We start from the raw sequence: 22,462 nt of genomic DNA, 5'->3' as shown, positions 1-22,462 counted from the left end.
GCCCGACCGGAACGGGGGACCGGTCGCGCTCCCGCGCCTCACTTCCGTGCAGCCGTACTGACCCTCCGGTCAGCCGTGCAGCCGTACCGGAATCTCCTGCCAGCCGAACGCGATGAACGACGGCACCTGCCGCAGCTCGTCCGCGTCCACGGCCGGCCGCAGGTCCGGGAACCGCTCGAACAGCGCCGGCAGTGCGGTCAGAGCCTCCGTACGGGCCAGCGGCGCGCCGATGCACCGGTGCACGCCGATCCCGAACGCCAGGTGGTCGTCGGCCCCGCGCGCCGCGTCGAAGGCGTCCGCGTCCGGCCCGTAGTGCGCGGGATCCAGCCCCGCGGCGGCGTACGTCGTGATGATCGCGTCCCCGGCCGGAACGGTGACGTCGCCGACGGTGAGGTCGGTGACGGCGAACCGCAGCGGCAGCGAGGCGATGGAGGGGTGGACCCGCAGCGTCTCGTCGACCACCGCGTCCCAGCCGATCTCCCCGGACCGTACGGCCGCCAGCTGTTCGGGACGCCGGAGCAGGGCGACGACCGCGTTGCCGATGAGGTTGACCGTCGTCTCGAATCCGGCGCCGATGACCAACAGCAGCGTGTACAGGAGTTCCTCGTCGCTGAGCCGGTCGCCGTCCTCGGCCCGGACCCGGATCAGTTCCGTCGTCAGGTCGTCGCCGGGGTGCTCGCTGCGGTGCGCGATGAGCGCGGGCAGCACCGTGCCGATCTGCTGCTGCACGAACGCGGCGTGCTCCGGGCTCGGGTCGGAGGTGTCCATGATGGCCGCGATCAGCCGCCCGGTGTCCGCACGCAACTCCTCGGGCACGCCGAACAGTTCGCAGATGATCTGCATCGGCAGGGGCTGAGCGAGCCCCGCCTTGATGTCGACGACGTCGGTGTCGGCGGCCTCCAGCGCGTCCAGCAGCTCCGTGGTGATCGCCTCCACCCGCGGCCGCATCGCCTCGGTGCGCCGGTGCGTGAAGCTCGGCGCGACCAGCTTGCGCAGCCGGGCGTGGTCGGCGCCGTACGTCGAGAGCATGTTGACCACGCCCACCCAGCCCAGGACCCAGCCCCAGGACGGGTGTTCGCCGAGCTCGGGCCACAGCCGCCAGTGCTTGCGGGGATCTCTGCTGACCCGCGGGTCGAGGATGAGGCCCTTGAGGACGCCGTAGCCGGTGGGCGCCCAGGCGGGGATGCCGCCCGGCAGCTCCACGGGCACGATCGGGCCGAGGGCGCGCAGCCGGGCGCTCTCGCCGGCGATGTCGGATCCGAAGGGGTCGATGACAAAGCGGTCGATGCGGTCGGTCACGGTCACGACGGGGCTCCTGGCTGGTCGGGGGAGCGGGGGCTGAACCGGACGGGCAGTGAGGTGAGCGAGCGGTGGAAGGGCCCGGGCCGCCAGCTGAGGCGCTCGCGAGGCACAACGGGTTCGAGGCCGGGCAGCCACTGGGTGAGCTGTTCGATCGCCTCCGTCGCGATGAGCAGGGTGTGCTGCTTGACCGGGCAGGCATGCGGGCCGGCCGACCACGACAGGTGCGAGGCGTCCTTGGGGTGGCGCCCGCTGGTGACCTCCTGCTCGGCGCTGTGGGCGAGCGCCCCGTAGGAGATCACGACCGGGACGGCCGCCCTGATCCACACCCCGTGGAGGGTCACGGGACGGCGGGCGTAGTGGATGCCGTAGTTCGCCAGCGGCGTCTCGTGGTGGAGCACCTCGACCACGGCGTCCGTCACGGTCCGGGCACCGCTGGTGAGGGTGGAGTAGTAGAGCGGGTTGCCGAGGATCCGCGACAGCGCGTTGGACACCAGGTTCGCGGTCGGCTCGTGCCCGGCGCCGAGCGTCAGGAACACCTGCCAGGCGACCTCCTCCGGGGTCAGCCCGGCCGGATGGTCCAGGAGCCGGCTCGGCAGGTCGTCGCCGCGCCGCTCCGTCTTGGCGGCGATCAGCCCGAGGACGTACCTGCTGAACTCCACCTCGCCCCGGGCCGCTTCGGCGCCGCCCTCCATCATCTTGCCGAGCGCCGAGTCGAGCCGGTCGCTGCGACTGTCCGGCAGTCCGAAGAGGCTGTTGAACACCAGCGCCATCAGCGGCCGCGCGAACTCGCCCACCAGATCGGCCTCCCCGCGCGGCCCGATCCGGCTCACCAGCAGACGTACCGCCCGGTGCACCCGCGCCCGCAGGTCGTGCGGCTCGACCTGCTCGAAGGTGTCGATCAGCGCACCACGGTAGCGCAGGTGGGCGGCGCCGTCCGCGAACAGCGAGTTGGGCCGCCAGCGCATCATGCCGAGCACCGGCGAGTCGTCCGCGACCGTCGACTCCCAGGGCCGCGGGTCGTGCGAGAACGCGTCCGTGTCGTTGAGCAGATCCAGCGCGGCCCGCCGGTCCGTGACGACGTACGCCGGCACGCCCGGCGCCAACTCCGCCCAGCCGACGGTGCCTTGGGCGCGCAGGGCGGCGTAGTAGCGGTACGGGTCCAGCGCGAAGCCGTTCTCCCACAGCCGCACGGGCGTCGAACGGGAGAAGGACTGCTGGGGCGGGGGATAGGTGGTCACCGGTGCTCCGGGGGGTGGCGGTCGATCAGGTGGTGGACCAGCGCGAGCAGCGCGTCGATCGAGGAGTCGGCGTCCCGGGCGTCGCACGTCACGATCGGCGTGCCCGGCTCCAGGTCCAGGGCGGCGCGCACCTGCGCCTCGGTGTAGTGGCCCGGCGCGTCGGGGAAGGCGTTGAAGGCCACCGCGTGGGGCAGCCCGGTCTCCTCCACCAGCCCGAGCACGTCGAACGACGCGTCGATCCGGCGGCTGTCGACCATCACGAGGGCGCCGAGTGCCCCGTACGCGATGTCGTCCCACACCGACCGGAACCGCTCCTGGCCGGGCGTGCCGAACAGGTAGAGCACGATCCCGCCCGGCAGGCTGATCCGCCCGAAGTCGACGGCGATGGTCGTCGTCGACTTGTCCCGCGCCCCCTCAAGATCGTCCACCTGCGCGGACGCCTCGCTGAGAGGCTCCTCGGTGTGCAGCGGACGGATCTCGGACACCGAGTCGACGAGTGTCGTCTTGCCCACCCCGAAGGGGCCCGCGACCAGGATCTTCACCAGGTCACGAGCCGTGTCGGGCAGGTGGATCCCGCTAGTCGTGCTTGAGGGTGCGGAGGCCATCAGCCACTCTCTTCAGCAGGTCGGGGTCGAAGCGTTCGGCGGGCGGGATCGGCGGGCGGGCCAGTACCAGGTCCTGGTCGATCAGGTCGGCGGCCAGGACCCGGACCGCCGAGACCGGCAGCCGCAGCAGGGCCGCCGCCTCCACGACCGTGAGCGACCCGTCCTCCAGGGCGTCGAGCAGGGCGTGCGCGGCGGCGGGCAGATCGGCGGACAGCCCTGTCGCCACCGGCACACCGCTGCGGGTGAGCACCGACAGCCGTTCCAATGGCGGCCGGCCGGTCTGGGCCACACCGCCCGTCGACAGATACGCGGGAACCAAGGGACGGCCGGCCCGGCGGCCGGTCATGCCGGTGTGCCGCCGTCGGCCCCTCGGGTCGCCGCGGCCATCGCCTTCTCGCCCAGCCGTGCCACCTGCGAGTGCACCCGGTGCGCGAGCAGGTCGAGGCGCACGTCGCCGTCCCCGTAGGCGGCCACACAGGTGCCGTGGTCCGTCGGCACGATCAGGACGTAGCCGTGGTCCGACTCGACGACGACCTGCCGCACCTCGGCCCGGTCGGCGTCGGCGAACGCGGCGGCCGCGGCACGGCACGCGCCCTGCACGGTGCTCGTGATCGCGGCGACCCGCTCGGCCGAGGCCTGCGACAGCGCCTCCGTGTAACCCGTCACCAGTCCGTCCCTGGTCAGCAGGACGGCGGCGACGACATGCGGAACCTGCAGGATCGGTTCGAGCACCCACGCCGTGTCGCCCGCATCGCGGCTGGTCATCGAGCCGCTCCCCCTTCGTAGTCGGTCTGTTCGGTGTCGTGCACGGTCATGTCCGGTACGGCGGTCTCCTCCGGTACGGCGATCCGCGCGCTCTCGGTGTGTCCGCGGGCCGCGGCGGTGCCGGACTGCAGTGCGCCGAGCGCGGCCGCGGCCTCTTCCGGGCGGAGTGCCGGCTGCTCCGGCGCGGGTGGGGCCGGGGTTGCGCCCGGTGTCCGGCGGCGCCGCTGCGGTAGTCGGCTTGCGTCGGGTTGTGATGCCTGATGGCCCGGTACAGCGGTTTCCTCCGGTACGGCGATCCGCGCGCTCTCGGTGTGTCCGCGGGCCGCGGCGGTGCCGGACTGCAGTGCGCCGAGCGCGGCCGCGGCTTCTTCCGGGCGGAGTGCCGGCTGCTCCGGCGCGGGTGGGGCCGGGGTTGCGCCCCGTGTCCGGCGCCGCCGCCGCGGCAGACCGCCCGCGTCGGCCTGTGATGCCTGATGGCCCGGTACGGCGGTGGAGGCGTCGTCGCTCGGCTCGGCCCCGTACCCGTGGCTCTGCTCGCCACCGTCGTGGCCGTGGGAGACGGCGGCCGGTGCCTGTGGCGCGGACCTGCGGGTCGAGCGCGGCGTGCTGGCCGCCGGCGGGTGCTCGACCGGGTCGATGCGGCTCAGGAGGTGACTGTCGACCCGCAGCACCGCGCGCACCCCGCCGTAGGGCGACGGCGAGGACAGGTCCACGCCCAGGTCGAACTGCCGGGTGAGCCGGCCGATCGCGGCGAGCCCCATGCGCGGCGGATCGCCGAGGTCGGTGAGCAGGATCGGCTCGGAACCGGCCACCAGCCGCTGCGCACGGGCCCGTTCGTCCTGGGTCATGCCGAGGCCCGCGTCGTCGACGGTGACGCAGACGCCGTGATGGACGTGCTCCAGGTTGACCAGGACGTCGGTGTCCGGCGCGGAGTGCCGCAGCGCGTTGTCGAGGAGCTCCGCGACGATGATCGCGACCGGTTCGACGGCGTGCGAGACCAGCGCGGTGCCCGGTTCCAGATGGTTGTGCACCCGGACCCGGTGGTAGCCCGCCAGCCTGGCCTGGCCACCGGTCACCGCCTCCACCAGATGCGACTCCTCGCGGGCGAGTCCCACCCAGGCCCCGCACACCACCGCGGCGACCTGCGCGCGCCGCAGCGACTGCTCGTTCTCGTGGTCCAGTTGGAACAGCGTCTGTGCCAACTCGGGATCGTCATAGCGCTGTTGCAGTCCGCGCAGCGCGTCCTGGAGCCGGTACAGCGCGGCCTGGATCTCGCGGGTGGCCCCGCGCATCCCGGCCTGCGCGGCCGCGTCGATCCGGGTGCGCTGCTCGGCCAGCTCGGCCCGCAGCCCGCTCAGCACGTTCTCCAGCGCGAGGCCGAGCGGCGCCCCGGCGATCTGCGGATCCAGGGGGCCCGGGACGACCACGTGCGGATGGGCCAGTCGGCGGGCGGCGGCGGGTACGCGCTGCGCCGCCAGATGCTCCACCTCCGCCATGAACACCCGTGTCGCGCCGTCGTGTTGGGCGCGCAGTGCGGTGATCTCCGTGCGTTGCGCGGCCTGTTGGCGCCGAGACCGCAGCAACCCGCCGCCGAGGACGAGCGCGGACAGTGTGCCGGCGGCGAGACCGCCGGCCACCAGGTCCGGTAATTCGATCATCGAATCGGTTCCAAGGGAAAGTCGGGAGAGATCCGGGAGGAGGTGGGGGGAAACCGGGCAGCGGAGAGCACGAAGCCCTCACGCGAGGCACCCGCAGCACAGTACACACCGTCATCGACCGGTCTCGCACGGTCGATGGAAACATCGCTTCGAAAGTGCCCGGGCTCTGTTCGCTTCTGTGGCAACTGTCGGAATTGCTGGGCGGTGTGCCCGGCCGGAGGGCGGGTACCCGGGCGGTCCCGGAACGTCTACCGCTGGAGGAGGCCCGAATGACCAGCAGCACGGAGACCGGCGGCGTGACCGGTACGCCGGACAAGGACTACAACCTGATCTGGTATGTGGAAGCGTGCCTGAGCAACGCGCTGCGCCTGGAGAGCTACGTCCAGGACGCGGAGCGCGAGAAGGACACCGAGGTCGCCGACCTGTTCCGCAAGGCCCAGGCGGACAGCCGCAAGGGTGCCGAACTGGGCAAGGGGCTTCTGCGCGCCCGACTCGACGGCGGCTGACGGCAACCGGCCCGCAGGGCCCGGACACCGAGATGCTCGGTGTCGGGGCCTTTTGCGTGCAGCCATCCCTGGATGAGCGGGCATGTCGTTGAGCTCTCAAATTCCGTTTGATGCACAGGGTTTACACTGTGGCGGCCCGCCGGGGCCGTCGGGCTTGCTAGCGTGTTACTCGCCGGTAGCAAGTGGTGTTGCGGCACCTCGAGCGAGCGGTCGAGAGGGACGGACGGGCAAGGGGGCCGGTCCGCCCGCGGCTTGCGTGCGCACCCTTGCCGTGGCCCTCGAACTCCAGTTCCTCGCCACCTATCCAGACAGGTGAGACACGTACATATGGCTCGTTCCCTGGTCGACCTGCTGACCACGCACGCCTCGCACCAGCCCGACCGGACCGCGTACCGCTTCCTCGTCACGGGCGACTGCGGCGGGGAGATCCAGGAGATCTCCTACGGGCGTCTGGCCGGACGCGCCCGGGCCGTCGCCGCCTGGCTCCAGGAGTGCGGCCTGACCGGGACCAGGGCCATGCTGCTCTACCCGCCCGGCCTGGAGTTCATTACCGGCTACCTGGGCTGCCTGTCCGCCGGGGTCGTCGCCGTTCCGGGCGTGCCCCCGCAGGGCCGCGCGCAGAACCACCGTGCGCTGACCCGGATGAGACGTCTGATAGCCGATGCGGACGCCAAGGTCATCCTGGGCGGCCGCGAGGTGATCGACGCCCTGACCGGCATGGCCGAGCAGCTGCCCGAGCTGGCCGACATCACCTGTGTGGCCACCGAGGACATCCCCGACGGTCTGGCTGCCTCCTGGCGCGAACCCGACCTCACCGCCGACTCGGTCGCCTTCCTCCAGTACACCTCCGGCTCCACCTCCGCCCCCAAGGGCGTGGTCGTCACCCACGGCAACCTGCTCGACAACGAGCGGATCATCACCGAACGGATGGGCCACACCCCGGACATCATCGAGGAGTACGGCCGCGAACTGATCGTCAGCTGGCTGCCGATGTACCACGACATGGGCCTCATCGGCCCGGTCCTGAACACGCTCTACCTCGGCGTCACCGCCACCCTCTTCTCCCCGCTGCACTTCCTCCAGCGCCCCGACCGCTGGCTGGAGGCCGTCAGCCGGTACCGCCCGCACAGCAGCGGCGGCCCCAACTTCGCCTACGAGCTGTGCCTGAAGCACGCCACGCCGGAACTCGTCGACGAACTCGACCTGACGTCCTGGAAGGTCGCCTTCAACGGCGCCGAACCGGTACGGCCCGCCACCCTGCGGCGCTTCACCGAGACCTTCGCCCCGGCCGGCTTCCGCCGCGAGGCCTTCTACCCCTGCTACGGCCTGGCCGAGTCCACCGTGATGGTCACCGGCGGCCGGGTGGACACTCCGCCCAGCCTCCTCCGCCGCCGCGGACACCGGACCGCACGCGGGCGAGGCGGACGCGGCGGCGGTCGGCTGCGGCCGGCCCGGCCCGGGCGTGACCCTCGTGATCGCCGACCCCGAACGTCACGAGGAACTCCCCGAGGGCGAGGTCGGCGAAATCTGGGTGGCCGGCGCGAGCGTCGCCAAGGGCTACTGGCGCAATGCCCTCGCCACCCGCGAGACCTTCCGCGCCACCCTCGCCGGCCGCGCGGGCCGCTTCCTGCGCACCGGTGACCTCGGATTCGTGCGCGAGGGCGAACTGTTCGTCACCGGCCGCCTCAAGGACCTCATCGTCATCGACGGCCGCAACCACTACCCGCAGGACCTCGAACTGTCCGCCGAGATGGCCCACCCCGCCCTGCGCCCCGGCTGCACCGCCGCCTTCTCCGTCGACGGAGGAGACGGCGGAGTGGAGGGTGAGCAGGTCGTCCTCGTCGCCGAGGCGGCCCCGGAGGCCGCGGGCGAGGCGGAGAAGATCACCGACCTGATCCGCAGCGCGATCGGCGAGGCCCACGGCGTGCCCGTGCGGGACGTCGTCCTGGTCCACCCCGGCACGATCCCCAAGACGTCCAGCGGCAAGATCCAGCGCCACGCCTCCCGAGCGGCCCACCTGGGCGGCACTCTCGCCGTGCTCGCCACCAGCTGAGATCACCCGTCGTACCCCCGCCCTGCCGGCCGTATCGCCCCTTTCGCCCGTACGGGAATCAGCCCGAGCCCGACGTCACGAGGACACCTCCCCAGATGCCTGCGAACGAGTCCCCGAAGCAGTCCGTCACCACACCCGAGGGGGTGCGGGCGTGGCTGGTGTCCGCCGTGGCCGAGGCATCCGGGCTGGACCCGCTGGCCGTCGACCCGCACCGGCCGATCGCCGAATTCGGCCTGGGCTCCCGCCAGTTGGTGACCCTGGCCGCGGAACTCTCGGAGCGGACGGGCCGGACCCTCAATCCGTCCCTCGTCTTCGACCACCCGACCGTCGCGGCACTCGCCGACGCCGTGTTCGGCGACGCCCCGGCTCCTGCCGTCGTCGAGTCTCCGTCCGTGACTCCCGTACGCGCGGACGACGACATCGCGATCGTCTCCATGGCCTGCCGTTTCCCGGGCGGCGCCGACGACCCGGAGGCGCTGTGGCGGCTGCTGTCCGCCGGCCAGGACGTCGTCACCGAGGTACCGCCGGGCCGCTGGAACACCCAGGGCCTGTACGACTCGGACCCGGAGGCCACCGGCACGGCGTACTCCCTGCGCGGCGGCTACCTCAACGGCATCGACCGCTTCGACGCCGCCTTCTTCGGCATCTCGCCGCGCGAGGCCGCCGCCATGGACCCGCAGCAGCGGCTGCTGCTGCAGACCGCCTGGGAGACGATCGAGCGCGCCGGGATCGTCCCCGAGACACTGAACGGCAGCTCCACGGGCGTATACGTCGGCCTCTACGACAGCGGCTATCTGGCCTCTGCCCCGCTGGACCAGCTCGACGGGCACGTCGGCACCGGCTCGGCCGCCAGCGTGGCCTCGGGGCGCATCGCCTACACCCTCGGCCTCCAGGGCCCGGCGGTCACCGTCGACACCGCCTGCTCCTCCTCCCTCGTCGCCCTCCATCTGGCGGCGCGGGCGCTGGCGGGCGGCGAGTGCGACCTGGCGCTGGCCGGTGGGGCCACGCTGCTGGTGACCCCGCGCGGGCACGTCGAGTTCAGCCGGCTGCGCGGACTGTCGCCGTCCGGGCGGTGCGCGCCCTTCTCCGCCGGCGCGGACGGCGTGGTGTGGGCCGAGGGCTGCGGCCTGGTCCTGCTCAAGCGGCTGGCCGACGCCCGACGCGACGGGGACCGGGTCCTCGCGGTCGTCAAGGGCTCGGCGATCAACCAGGACGGCCGCAGCCAGGGCCTGAGCGCCCCCAACGGGCCCGCGCAGGAAAGGGTGGTGCGCGCCGCCCTCGACGCGGCCGGCCTCCGGCCCGACGACCTCGACCACGTCGAGACCCACGGCACCGGGACCCCGCTCGGCGACCCCATCGAGGGGCGGGCACTGGCCGCCGTGTTCGGCCCCGGCCGCCCCGCCGACCGCCCGCTCGGCATCGGCTCGCTGAAGTCCAACCTCGGCCACACCCAGGCCGCCGCGGGCATCGGCGGCGTCATCAAGACGGTACTGTCCCTCGCCCACGAGCAACTCCCGGCATCCCTGCACGCCGACACCCCGACCGACCACATCGACTGGCCCGACAGCGGCCTGACCCTGCTCACCACCGCCCGGAGCTGGCCCCGGGACGACGAGCGAATACGGCGGGCCGGCGTGAGCGCGTTCGGCATCAGCGGCACGAACGCGCACGTGGTGCTGGAGGAGGCGCCGCGGGAGCCGGATCGGGCGGGCGGGGAACCGGAGCGGTGCCCGGTTCGGGCGAGCGAGGAGCCCTCGAAGGACCCGGCCCGTCCGAGCGCCGACGACCGTCCAGCCCCGAGCCTCTTCCCGCTCTCCGCCCGTACTCTCCCCGCCCTTCAGGGGCAGGCCGACCGGCTCCACCGGGCCCTCGCCGGGGAGCCGTACGCGCCGCTGTCGTCCGTGGCCGCCACGCTGGCCCACCACCGCACGCACTTCGAGCACCGTGCCGTCGTGCAGGCGGGCGACCGCGACGCGCTGCTGACCGCACTGCGTCGGCTGGCCGAGGGACAGCCCGAGCCGGATCAGATCGTCGGCCCCCAACAGGCCAGACCGCACGGGAAGTTGGCTTTCGTCTTTCCAGGCCAGGGCTCCCAGTGGACCGGCATGGCCCGCGACCTGCTCGACAGCGACGCGGTCTTCGCCGACGAACTCGACCGCTGTGACGCCGCGCTGCGCCCCTTCACCACCTGGTCGGTCGCGTCCGTCCTGCGCGGCGACGCGGGCGCCCCCTCCCTGGACCGGGTGGACGTCGTCCAGCCGGTCCTCTTCGCCGTGATGGTGTCCCTGGCGGCCGTATGGCGGGCCCGCGGCGTACGCCCCGACGCGGTGATCGGGCACAGCCAGGGCGAGGTCGCCGCGGCCTGCGTCGCCGGGGCACTCAGCCTCAACGACGCCGCGGCCGTGGTCGCGCTGCGCAGCCAGGCCCTGACCGACCTGTCCGGCACCGGCACCATGGCCGTCGTCGCCCTCCCGCACACCGAGGTGACCGCCCGCCTCACCGAGCACGACGGCCGTATCTCGGTCGCAGCCGTCAACAGCGGCCGCTCGACCGTGATCGCCGGTGACCCGGACTCCGTGGAGTCCCTGCTCGCCGACCTCGTCCGGCAGCAGGTGTTCGCCCGCCGCCTCGACGTCGACTACGCCTCCCACAGCGCTCAGGTCGAGCCGGTCCGTACGGCGATCCTCGACGAACTCGACGGGGTCACCACCTACCCGACCTCCGTCGCCTGGTACTCCACGGTCACCGGCGAACCCGTCACCGGGGAACTCGAGGCCGACTACTGGTACACCAACCTGCGCGAGCCCGTCCGCTTCGCGCCCACCGTCGAGCGCATGGCCGCCGACGGGTACCGCCACTTCGTCGAACTCAGCCCCCATCCCGCCCTGCTGACCGCCCTGCGCACGGTCGCCGAGGACACCAACCACGACCTCATAGCCGTCGGTTCACTGCGCCGCGACGAGAACGGCCCCGCCTGCCTCGACCGCGCCGCCGCCGAACTCCACGTCCACGGACGGCACATCGACTGGCGCCGCCTGGTGCCGGACACCGCCCCGGCGGACCTGCCGACGTACGCCTGGGACCAGCAACGCCACTGGATCGAGCCCGCGACCGCCACCGGGAGCCCCGGCTTCTTCGACCGCGCGGCCCACCCCCTGCTCGGCATCCAGCTCCAGTCCCCGGACGAGACCCGCTGGACGTTCCGCAACGAATGGTCGACGGCCACCGCCGACTGGCTGCCCGACCACACCGTTTTCGGCCGCACGGTGGTGTCGGGCACCACCCTGATGGAACTGTGCCGCGCCGCGCTGGCGGTGGCCCGCCCGGGTGACCTCACCGACCTGCTCCTCCTCGCCCCCCTCGCCCTGCCCGCCGTCGGCACGGTCGAGGTGTCCGTCGAGGTGACCACCGCCGGTCCGGTACCGGAGATCACCGTGCACAGTCGCCCACGTGGCGACGAGTCCGTCGGGTGGACGCTGCACGCCACGGCGTCGGCCGCGGAGCCGGCCTCCGCGACGGCGGGGCAGCCACCGGTGTGGCCGGAGACCGTCGAAGAAGCCTGGAGCGAGCAGACGTACGAACGCCTGACCGGCCTCGGTCTGGGCTACGGCCCCTCCTTCCAGGGCGTACGGCAGGCCGTGGCCACCGGCGACGGCGAACTCCTCGCCCGGCTCTCCCTGCCGTCCGTGGCCCGGGAAGCGGACGACCCCTACCCGGTGCACCCGGCGCTCCTGGACGCCGCGCTGCACGTCGCCGCCGCGTTCGACGCGTCCGAGGACCGGGTCCTGCTCCCGGTCGCGGTCGGCCGCTGCGTCCTGCCGCCCGGCGGCGCCACCGAACTGACCGCGTCCGTACGGCGGACCGGCGGCTCGGGCACCGACGTGACCCTGGACGTGACGCTGTGGGACACCGACGGTCTCCTCGCGGGCCGCCTGGAGTCCGTACGACTGCGCGCGGCGAGCCCCGCGGACCTGCGGGGCGGTTCGGAGAACGGGCGGCATCTGTACGAGGTGGCGTGGACGGCGGTCGATGTGCCGGAGGCCGAGGCGCCCGGCACGGTGGGGAGCGTCGTCGGTGACCGCGCCGAACCGCAGGTCGCCGAGGCACTGAGTGGCCTCCTGACGTCAGGCGCGGGCACCGACGTTCGCGTACGGTTCTGGCCGCGCCCGGCGGCGGACGAGGAAACCGCCGCTGTCGCGCAGGAGTTGGCGGCCACCGCCCTCGCCGAGCTGCAGGCGCTGATCGCCCTGCCGGCCGAGGAGGCGCCGGCCCGGACCGTGTGGGTGACCCGGGGTGCGGTCGCGGCCGGCGACGGCGACACCGTGCCCGCTCTCGCCCAGTCGGTGCTCTGGGGCCTGGCCCGCAGTGCCCGCGCCGAGCATCCCGACCTCGGACTCACCCTGCTGGACCTCGACGCGTCGGACCCCGCCGCCGCTCTGACCGCCACCCTTGCGTCCACGGACGAGCCCGAACTCGTCGCCCGCGAAGGCGTGTTGCTCGCCCCCCGGCTGGTGCGGGCCCGCCCGGTCGACGCGGCGAGCATCCCGAACGAGATCCCCGCCGACGGCACCGTACTGATCACCGGCGGGCTGGGCGCCGTAGGCCGCCACATCGCCCGGCTGCTCGCTGAACACGGCGTTCCTCGCCTGTTGCTGACGTCTCGTCAGGGGCCCACAGACGCTCGAACCGCCGACGTCGTCGCCGAGTTGACCGCCCTCGGCGCCCGGGTCGAGGTGGCGGCGTGCGACATCGCCGACGCGGGGGCTGTGGCGGACCTGCTCGCCCGGGTCGGGGACGACCTGCCCCTGCGCGGTGTCGTGCACTGCGCCGGTGTCCTGGCCGACGGGATCGTCGCCGAACTGACCCCCGAGCGCCTCGCCCAGGTCCTGCGCCCCAAGGTCGACGGCGCCGCCCACCTGCACCGCCTCACCGCCGACCTGCCGCTCGACCTCTTCCTTCTGGTCTCCTCGGCGGCCGGTGTCCTCGGCAACCCGGGCCAGGCCAACTACGCGGCCGCCAACTCCTTCCTCGACCAACTCGCCCACCACCGCAGCGCCTTGGGCCTGCCCGGCGTCTCGGTGTCGTTCGGCGCGTGGGCGGGCGAGGGACTGGCCGCCGCGCACGCGGACCTCGACCGCATGGCCCGCCTCGGCCAGCACGCCCTCACCGCGGACCAGGGGCGCGACCTCGTCGGCCTCGCCCTGCGCCGCAGCAGCCCGCACCTGGTCGCCTGGGCCCTGGATCTGCCGCGTCTGCGGAAGAACGCGGCCACGACGGACGGCCCGACGTCCGCCTTCTGGCGCTCGCTGCTGCCCGCTCCCCGCGCCGGTCGTGACACCGGCCAGGGCCTCGCGGACCGCCTCTCCCGACTGCCCGAGGAGGAACGGGCCGCCCGTGTCCTCGCCCTCGTCCGGGAGGAGGCATCCCTCGCGCTCGGCCTGCGCTCGGCGCAGGCCGTACGCCCCGACCAGCCGCTGCGCGACCTCGGCATGGACTCGGTGACGGCGGTCGAACTGCGCAACCGCATCAGCACCCGCCTGGGCACCAGACTCCCCGCCACCCTCCTCTTCGACCACCCCACACCGACCCGCCTCGCCGACCACCTCCTGACCACGGTCCTCGCGGCAACCCGCCGCACGGCCCCGGCCCGGCCGACGACCCGCCCGGCGACGACATCGGCGACCGACGAGCCCGTCGCCCTGGTCGCCATGGCCTGCCGCCTGCCCGGCGGCGTGAACGACCCGGAGGGCCTGTGGGACCTCGTCACCCAGGGCCGTGACGCGGTCGGTCCGTTCCCCGCCGGGCGCTGGGACGTCGAGTCGCTGTACGACCCGGATCCGGAGGCGATGGGCAAGTCGTACGCCCGCGAAGGCGGGTTCCTCGACGACATCGAGTCCTTCGACGCGGGCTTCTTCGGCATCACCCCGAAGGAGGCCGCCGCCATGGACCCTCAGCAGCGACTCCTGCTGGAGACGACGTGGGAGGCGCTGGAACGCGCCGGAATCGTGCCGTCCCGGCTCGCGGGCAGCACCACCGGCGTGTACGTCGGCATGTTCAGCAGCGACTACCTGTCCGGCTCCCGGCTGGAACAGCTCGACGGATACGTCGGCACCGGCACCGCCCTCAGCGTCGCCTCCGGCCGGCTCGCCTACACGCTCGGCCTGGGCGGTCCCGCGTTGACCGTCGACACCGCCTGCTCGTCGTCCCTCGTCGCGGTGCACCTGGCGGCCCAGGCTCTGCGGGCGGGCGAGTGCGACCTCGCGCTCGCCGGCGGGGTGACCCTGATGGTGACACCGCAGACCTTCGTCGAGTTCAGCCGGCTGCGCGGACTGTCCCCGACCGGCCGCTGCCGCTCCTTCGCCGACGCGGCCGACGGTGCCATCTGGGCCGAGGGTGCGGGGATGGTCGTACTCAAGCGGCTCGGTGACGCCCGCCGGGACGGTGACGAGGTGCTGGCCGTGCTGCGCGGCACCGCCGTCAACCAGGACGGCCGCAGCCAGGGGTTGTCCGCGCCGAACGGTCCCGCGCAGGCACAGGTGATCAGGCGCGCCCTGGATCTGTCCGCGCTGGAGCCCGCCGACATCGACTATGTGGAGGCGCACGGCACCGGCACGACCCTCGGGGACCCCATCGAGGCGAACGCCCTCGCCGAGGTCTTCGGCGACGCACGCCCCCAGGACCGCCCGCTGTACCTGGGCTCGCTGAAGTCCAACATCGGGCACGCACAGGCCGCCTCGGGTGTCGCCGGGCTCATCAAGATGGTGCAGTCGCTGCGTCATGAGACGCTGCCGCGCACCCTGCACGCCGGTCTGCCCAGCCGTCATGTGGAGTGGGACGACAGCGGGCTGCGCCTGCTCCAAGAGCCGGTGCCGTGGCCGTCGTCGGCCGAGCGGCCGCGTCGGGCCGGGGTGAGCGCCTTCGGGATCAGCGGAACCAACGCGCACGTGATCGTGGAGGAGGCCCCCGCCTCACGCGTCAAGGCCGAGCCCAAGCCCCAAAGCGCCTTGGGCGAGCGGCTGTTCGTGCTGTCCGGGCGCAACGACACCGCCGTACGGCAACAGGCCGCCCGTCTGGCCGCGCACCTCACCGAGAACACCGACCTGTCCGACGTCGCTCACTCTCTGGCCCGGCACCGCAGCCACTTCGAGCGGCGCGCGGCACTCGTCGCGGCCGACCGGGACCAACTCCTCGCGGGGCTTGAGGCGTTGGTGGAGGGACGGACGCCGATCGCGCCGGTCCGGGAGGAGCACGCGGGCAAGGTCGCCTTCGTCTTCTCGGGGCACGGCGGTCAATGGCCCGGCATGGGTGAGCGGTTGCTCGCCGAGTCGGAGGTGTTCCGGGACGAGCTGACGCGGATCGACGAGGCGGTGGGCCGGCACGCCGGCTGGTCCGTGCTCGACGTCCTGCGCGACCCGCAGGACACCGCACGCCTCGACCGGACGGAGATCCTCCAGCCGGTGCTGTTCGCCGTCAACGCGGCACTGGCCGCCGCCTGGCGCTCCCTGGGCGTCACTCCGGACGCGGTGACCGGGCACAGCCTCGGTGAGATCGCCGCCGCGTACAGCGCGGGCGCGCTCACCCTGGACGACGCCGTGACGGTGGTGACCGGGCGGGCTCAGGCCGTCGTACCGCTGGCGGGCCGGGGCGGCATGCTGGCCCTGGAACTGGCCCGCCCGCAGGTCGAGGAACTGCTCACGCCCTACGCCGGCCGGCTGTTCGTCGCGGCGGTCAACAGCGCCCACTCCACAGCCGTTTCCGGCGACACCGAAGCCCTCGCCGACCTGGCCCGGCACCTGGAGGAGCGACGCATACCCGCCCGCCGGCTGTCGACGCCGTTCGCCTCGCACACCCCCTTGATGCATCCGCTGCGCGAGGAACTCCTCGGCCGTTTCGCCGCCGTCCGGGGAACCGCGACGCCGACCCCGCTGTACTCGACGGTCCTGGCTGAGCCGGTGTCCGGGGAGGGGCTGGACGCCGGGTACTGGTTCGCGAACCTCAGCGAGCCGGTCCGTTTCGCCGACACCGTCCGGCGGATGCTGGCCGACGGCTACCGCTACTTCGTCGAGCTGAGCCCGCACCCCTCCCTCGGCGCGTCGATCGAGGCCGTGGCGGCCGAGGAAGGCGTCGAAGCGGTCGGCGTCGGGTCACTGCGCCGAAGGGACGGCGGACCGGACGCCCTCCTGCGCGGACTGGGGGAGTTGTACACCGCCGGGCACACCCCCGACTGGTCGCCGCTGTTCCCGGCCGGGCGCCGCGTCGACCTGCCGACGTACGCCTTCACCCGCGAACGCCACTGGCTCGCACCCGCCCCGACCAGCAGCGGCTCGCCGCTGATCGGCACCCACGTCGAGACCAGCGACGAACCCGACCGCCACCTCTTCCAGACCGACATCGACCTGCGCGACCCGCGCTTCGCCTACCTGACCGACCACCGGGTCACCGGCGAGGTCTGGCTCCCCGGCGCCGCCTTCCTCGACATGGCCCTGGAAGCCGCCACCGCCGTGCAGGACGGCCGAGAGGTGCGGCTGGCCGACGTCAGGTTCGTACAGCCGCTGCGCCTGGACGCGGAGACGCCCGTACGGCTGCAACTCGTCCTCCAGCCGGCCGCGGACGGCTTCCGGGACTTCACCATCGCCTCGGCGGCCACGGGCACACCGTGGGAGCGGCACGTGGTCGGCCGGATCGGGGTCACCGCACCTGGAGAGGGCACGGGCGAGGACCTCGCCGCGTGGCGCGAGCGGTGCGAGGAACCGTCCGACCTCCCGGCCGTCTACGCCGGACTCACCGCCCTCGGCATCGACTACGGCCCCGCCTTCCGCGGCCTGGAGGAGGGCCGGCACACCGCCGAAGCGGCGCTCGGCAGGCTGACCCGCAGGCCCGCCGACGGCCACCTGCTGCACCCCGCCGTCCTCGACGCCGCGTTCCACACGGCCGCCCTGCCCGGTGACGCACCGCAGGGACGGGCGTTCGTACCCGCCGGAGTCGGCCGGCTCCGCTTCACCGGACGCGGCACCGTACCCACCTGGGCGACCTGCACTCTTCGCTCGCTGGACGGAGACACGGCCACCCTCGACCTGCGCCTGTACGACGAGGACGAACAACTCCTGCTGGAGGCCGAGGAGTTCGCACTCGCCGCCCTCTCACCCCTGGACGGCGCACTGTTCGAAACCCGCTGGCAGCCGCGCCCGGCCGCCAAGGAACCGCCGACCCGCGCCAGTTGGCTCATCCTGGCCGACGGGACGGGCGTGGCCGACGCCCTCGGGGAGCGCCTGCGCTCCGCCGACGTGCCCCATGTGATCGCCCGCAGCGGATCGGCGTACGCCATGGAGAGCCCGGGCCGCTACGTCCTCGACGCGGCCGATCCGGGCCAGCTGACCCGACTCCTCGACGAGGCCTTCGCCGGCGCACCGCCCGAGCGCGTGGTCCAGCTGTCGGCGCTCGACGCCCCGCCCGTCGAGGACGCCGGCACGGCACAGCGGGCGGCCCGGCTGTGCTGCCTGAACACCCTGCATCTGGTACGGACGTTCGCCGACCGGGCCCAGGGGCGCGCACCCCGCCTGTTCGTCGTCGTACGGGGCAGCCAGGCCGCCGGTGACAGCACCCGGGTCACCCACCCCGAGCAGGCGCTCGCCTGGGGCTTCGGCCTCGCCGTGGCCCAGGAGCACCCGGAACTGTCGACCACACTGATCGACCTGCCGCCCGCCGACGGCGTCGACGCGCTGTGGACACAGCTGCGGCACGCCGACGACGAACGCCTCGTCGCCCTGCGCGGCGACAGCCGCCTGGTCCCGCGCCTGACCCGCACCCGCCCCGACGACGGCGGCCACGGCGAGATCACCCCGGACGGCGTGTATCTGATCACCGGCGGTCTGGGCGGCCTGGGCCGGGTCGTCGCCGAACGACTGGCGGGCCGGGGCGCCCGCCGACTGGCCCTGCTGAGCCGCGGCACGCCCGGCGAGGACGCCGCGAACTGGATCGCGGAACTGGAGGAGCGCGGGATCACCGTGCACCTCGCCCGCGCCGACGTCGCCGACCGTGAGAGCCTGACGGCCGCCCTGGACGCCGTACGACACGAGGCCGGGCCCATCGCCGGGGTGGTCCACGCGGCCGGTGTGCTCGACGACGCCGCCGTCACCAACCTGAACGACGAACGCGTCCTGGGCGTCCTCGCCCCCAAGGTCCTCGGCACCGCCCTGCTCACCGAACTGGTCCCGGAGGCCGACAGCCTCGTCCTGTTCGCCTCGGCCGCCGGCCTCCTCGGCTCGGCCGGACAGAGCCCCTACTCGGCGGCCAACGCCTTCCTCGACGCATGGGCCCACCACCTGTCCCGCACCGGCCGCCGGGCGCTGAGCCTGGACTGGGGCGCCTGGGCGGGCGTCGGCATGGTCGCCGCGTCCGGCACCCGGGCCGCCGAGACCGGCCGGTCCGGCCTGGTCGCCTTCTCCCCGCAGGAGGGCGGCGAGTTGTTCGACCGGGTGCTCGGCACCGAGCGCCGCCAGCTCGCCCCCCTCGCCCTGGACTGGGAGCTGCTGGCCCTCGACCCGGACGCGGCACGCACCCGCCCGATCCTCGCCGACCTCGTCGGCGCCCCGACGCCCACGGCCGGCTCAGACGACCTCGTCAAGAGCGTGTTCGCGGCGACCACCGACCAGGAACGCGCCGAACGGCTCGAAACGTACGTACGGGCCCGGGTCGGCCAGGTCGCCGGCGGAGCCGGGGACGTGTCCGCGACCACGGCCCTGAAGGAACTGGGCCTGGACTCCCTCATGCTGGTCCGCCTGCGCAACGCCTTCGCCCGCGAACTCGGCGCCGAACTCCCGGCCGCCACCGTGTTCTCGGCGTCCGACATCCGCGGCCTGGCCCGCGCCCTGGCCACCGCCCTGCCCGAGGGAGAACGCGAGCACCAGCCGGCCGAGGCCGTCGCAGAGGTACCCGAGACCGCACTGTGGCCCGCCACCCGTGACGTCGTACGCCTCCTGCGCAGCGCCCAGCCCGGCATGCCGGACGCGGCCCACGCGGTCGGCCTCGCGCTACGGCTCACCACGCCGACCGGCCCAGACGCCCTCACCGGCATCCTCGACCGGCTCACCGCACGGCACGCGGCACTGCGTACCGCGATCGTCACGAGCCCGGAAATCGGGCGACAGTTGCTCGTCGAGCGGGAGTTGGTGCGGCCCGTGCTGCGTTGGACGACCGTCACCGACGGGACTCCCGATGCCGCCGACCGGCTGCGCCGCCTGCTGGAGCCACCGTTCGACCTGACGACCCCGGCGCTGTGGCGGTTCGAACTCCTCGACGCCGGTGCGCAGGGCCAGACTTTGGTCTTCGGCGCGCACCACGCCGTGAGCGACCTCCAGTCGCTGCTGCTGGTGGCCGGGGAGATCGACGCCGAGCTGTCCGGAACCGCACTGGACGGCACCGTCACCAACCGTGACATCGACCTGCTGATCAAGGCTCAGCAGACGGTCGACCCCGGCGTCGGCGCGGCCGAGTGGCGCGAGGCGTTCCAGGGCAGTGCCCGGCTCGACCTGACGCTCGCCCACCCCCGTCCGGCGACGCGGTCGTACCGCGCCGGCAGCGTGACCGTGACGATCCCCGACGGACTCATGGAACGCGTGGCCGCGACCGCGAGCCGACTCGCCGTCACCCCCGCCGCGTTCTGCCTGGGCACCCTGACCGTCCTGCTGGCCAGGCTGCGGGAGCGGGAGCGCTTCGTGCTCGCCGTGCCCGTGGACACCCGCATCCACGCCGACGCGTTCGACGCGGTGGGCTTCTACGGCGTCCCGGTCCCGTTCCCGGCCGAGGCCCGCTCGGACGAACGCGTCGAGGACGTACTGCGCCGCACCGACAGCCGCCTTGAGAAGATCGTCGCGAAGGGCGCGATGTTCTCGGACGTCCTGGCGACCCTGGCCAAGCAGGGCCTCCACCGCGCGAACGCGCCGCTGGTGGAGGTGTACTTCAACTACGTGCGCTCCGGCGCCGGCCGTCTCACCCACCTTGAGGTCCTGCCGGCCGGGACCGGCTACTCCGACCTCGACCTGATGATCACCATGACCCCGGACGCGGGCCGCATCCGGCTCGACCACAACCTCGACATCCTGGACGCGGCGAGCGCGGAACAGCTGGGGGAGGAGTTGGTGCGATTGCTGGAGGAGACGGCCGACGAGCCGACGGCGCCGGTGCGGACCACGACTCCCCTCGTTGTCGCGCACGGCACGCTCGCCCTCGCCGCCACCTTCGCCCTCGGCAACCTGCCGCCGCTGTACGAGGCGGCGGTCGACGAGGACGCGCAGGACGGTGGGCCGACGGTCGCGGAAGCCCCGTACCACCACGTGCTCGCGAGCCTTCAGGATCCGTCCGGCGCGTTCGCCGATCCCGCCATGGCGGTGGGCACGGTGCTGCTGCGGGCGGCGGACTTCGAGCGGTTCGGTCCGGTGGACGACGAGCTGCTCGCCGAGCTCCGCACCGCCTACCCCGCGGCGTTCCGGGCCCTGGTGGAGCGCACCCGAAAGCCGCTGCTCGTCGGCTTCCTGCCGTGCGCGCGCACAACGGACCGCTTCACCCGCTGGGAGCGCGAAGTAGCCGCCGAACTCGCCGAGTTGCCCGATATCGCGGTGCTCGGCCCCGACGACTGGACCCGCCACCACCAGGTCGACGAACGCTTCGACGAGCGGACCGAACGGCTGGCCCACCTGCCGTTCACCCCGCACTTCCAGGCGGCGGTGGCCCTGCGCCTCGCCGAAGTCGTACGGGCCGTCCGCCGGCCCGCGCCGAAGGTGATCGCGGTCGACGGCGACGAGACCCTGTGGGGCGGCGTCGCCGGTGAGATCGGCCCGGAGGCGGTCGACCTCACCGGTCCGCGCGCCCTGCTCACCCGCAGACTGCTGCGGTGGCGGGAGGCGGGCACGCTGCTGGCGCTGGTCAGCAACAACGACGAGGACACCGTACGGGCCGTCCTGGACCGCCCCGACAGCCTGCTGAAGGCCGACCACTTCAGCGTGCTCTCCGCCACCTGGGGACCCAAGTCCGGCCGCCTGGCGGACGCGGCCCGCACGCTCGGCCTCGGGCTCGACAGCTTCCTCTTCCTCGACGACAACCCCGTGGAGATCGCCGGCGTCCGCTCCGCTGTGCCGCAGGTGCTGTCGCTCACCTGCCCGCCGACGGACCGACTGGAGGAGTTCCTCGGCCGGTTGTGGCCGCTCGTCCCGGCCGCGACGACCGCCGAGGACACCCTCCGCGCCCGGTTCTACGAGCAGGAACGGGAGCGGGACGCGGCACGCGAACAGGCCGGCTTCGAAGAGTTCCTCGCGCGGCTGGAGTTGGAGGTCGACATCCGCGCCCTGTCCGAGGCGGACGTGCAGCGGGCCGAGCAACTCGTACGCCGCACCAACCAGTTCACCCTTCGCGCCCGGTCGGCCGACGGCGGCGACCTTGCCCGGTGGCGGGAGCACGGCGAGGTGTGGACGGCCGCCGCGCGGGACCGGTTCGGCGACTACGGCCAGATCGGCCTCCTCGCCGTACGGGCCGACGGCGACCGGCTCGACGTACTGGCCTGGCTGATGAGCTGCCGCGCCCTGGGCCGGGGCGTCGAAGAACGCCTGTTGCAGTGGCTCGCCGACCGCGCCGAACAACTCGGCTGCACCAAGATCCGACTGACGGCGGAACGGACCGCACGCAACGTACCGGCCCGGCGTCTGGTGGCCGCGCTAGGTGGTGGCGACCAGGACGACGAGCGACTGGAGACCGTGGTCACGCCGGAGCAGCTTCGGGGGTTCCGGTCGTGGCGGCAGCGGTGACGGGATCGGCAGCGGTGATCGGACCGGTGGCCGCGTGGGAAACAACAGCGCACATCTTTGAAGGGCACTCATGCGTGAGGTGAACGAGGCCGCGGCGGCACATGCCGCACAGCGGGCCACCGCCGAGGCGATCGAGCGGGGCGGGACGGGACTCAGCGTGAGCGAGCTGCTGGCGAAGGTGGCGCGAGCGGCCGACTCGGCGGGGCCGGATGCCGGTCCGCAGTCCGGGTCGGGGGGTGGTCCGGTGCCGGGCGTTGAGCCTGCGCCTGGTGTTGACCGCGGGGTCGGGGTGGAGGCTGGGCCTGGCATGGAGCCCGGCGTTGGCGTGGAGGCCGCGCTTGGCAGTGTCCCTGCGTCCGGCGTTGAGCCTGCACCTGGCATTGCGTCTGGGCCGGGCGTCGAGGCTGCGCTCGGGATTGAGGCGGCGCCCGGCAATGTCCCCGAACTCAGGGTTGCGCCGGCACCTGGCATGGAGCCCACGCCCAGCACTGAGCCTGTGCCCGGCATAGTGCCCGCGCATGGCATGGGGCCCGGGCCCA

Annotated in this window: 9 protein-coding genes and 1 pseudogene; 4 read left to right on the top strand and 6 right to left on the bottom strand. The window is 73.4% G+C overall.

Going from position 1 to position 22,462, the window contains the following annotated elements; translation table 11 throughout:
• Nucleotides 1-69: 69 nt before the first annotated feature.
• The 6 genes from QFZ76_RS04815 to QFZ76_RS04790 are packed head-to-tail and all read right to left on the bottom strand — an operon-like array spanning nt 70 to nt 5,568.
• Entirely contained in the window at nt 70-1,305 is a 1,236-nt protein-coding gene (locus QFZ76_RS04815) for a cytochrome P450 (RefSeq protein ID WP_307672507.1), read from the bottom strand.
• Nucleotides 1,302-2,540 carry a cytochrome P450 gene (locus QFZ76_RS04810; protein WP_307672506.1) on the bottom strand — a complete coding sequence of 413 codons (1,239 nt, stop codon included), beginning with the start codon at nt 2,538-2,540 and terminating at the stop codon, nt 1,302-1,304. The genes QFZ76_RS04815 and QFZ76_RS04810 overlap by 4 nt, the downstream gene beginning before the upstream one ends.
• Nucleotides 2,537-3,145 carry an ATP/GTP-binding protein gene (locus QFZ76_RS04805; RefSeq protein WP_307672505.1) on the bottom strand — a complete coding sequence of 203 codons (609 nt, stop codon included), beginning with the start codon at nt 3,143-3,145 and terminating at the stop codon, nt 2,537-2,539. The genes QFZ76_RS04810 and QFZ76_RS04805 overlap by 4 nt, the downstream gene beginning before the upstream one ends.
• Entirely contained in the window at nt 3,117-3,491 is a 375-nt protein-coding gene (locus QFZ76_RS04800) for a DUF742 domain-containing protein (RefSeq protein ID WP_307672504.1), read from the bottom strand. Before QFZ76_RS04800 ends, QFZ76_RS04805 begins: the two co-directional genes overlap by 29 nt.
• On the bottom strand, nt 3,488-3,910 hold the full coding sequence (locus QFZ76_RS04795; RefSeq protein WP_307672503.1) for a roadblock/LC7 domain-containing protein: 423 nt from the start codon (nt 3,908-3,910) through the stop codon (nt 3,488-3,490). Before QFZ76_RS04795 ends, QFZ76_RS04800 begins: the two co-directional genes overlap by 4 nt.
• Nucleotides 3,907-5,568, bottom strand: a complete 1,662-nt coding sequence (locus QFZ76_RS04790) for a sensor histidine kinase (protein WP_307672502.1) — start codon at nt 5,566-5,568, stop codon at nt 3,907-3,909. The genes QFZ76_RS04795 and QFZ76_RS04790 overlap by 4 nt, the downstream gene beginning before the upstream one ends.
• A gap of 269 nt (nt 5,569-5,837) precedes the next feature.
• Between QFZ76_RS04790 and QFZ76_RS04785 the strand changes: the two genes are divergently transcribed.
• The 4 genes and pseudogenes from QFZ76_RS04785 (at nt 5,838) to QFZ76_RS04770 (ending at nt 21,923) form a co-directional block, all read left to right on the top strand.
• On the top strand, nt 5,838-6,074 hold the full coding sequence (locus tag QFZ76_RS04785) for a hypothetical protein (RefSeq protein ID WP_307672501.1): 237 nt from the start codon (nt 5,838-5,840) through the stop codon (nt 6,072-6,074).
• A gap of 327 nt (nt 6,075-6,401) precedes the next feature.
• A pseudogene (locus QFZ76_RS04780) lies at nt 6,402-7,376 on the top strand (AMP-binding protein); the annotation flags it as partial.
• 229 nt (nt 7,377-7,605) lie between these two features.
• Nucleotides 7,606-8,127: a hypothetical protein gene (locus QFZ76_RS04775; protein WP_373464582.1), complete on the top strand. Its 522-nt coding sequence runs from the start codon at nt 7,606-7,608 to the stop codon at nt 8,125-8,127.
• 95 nt (nt 8,128-8,222) lie between these two features.
• Nucleotides 8,223-21,923: an SDR family NAD(P)-dependent oxidoreductase gene (locus tag QFZ76_RS04770; protein ID WP_307672499.1), complete on the top strand. Its 13,701-nt coding sequence runs from the start codon at nt 8,223-8,225 to the stop codon at nt 21,921-21,923.
• Nucleotides 21,924-22,462 lie beyond the last annotated feature (539 nt).

Origin of the sequence: Streptomyces sp. V4I2, assembly GCF_030817655.1 — a bacterium.
GTDB lineage: Bacteria > Actinomycetota > Actinomycetes > Streptomycetales > Streptomycetaceae > Streptomyces > Streptomyces plumbiresistens.
The sequence above is the reverse complement of the archived record's forward strand: the minus strand, read 5'-3'. Positions and strand labels throughout refer to the sequence as shown.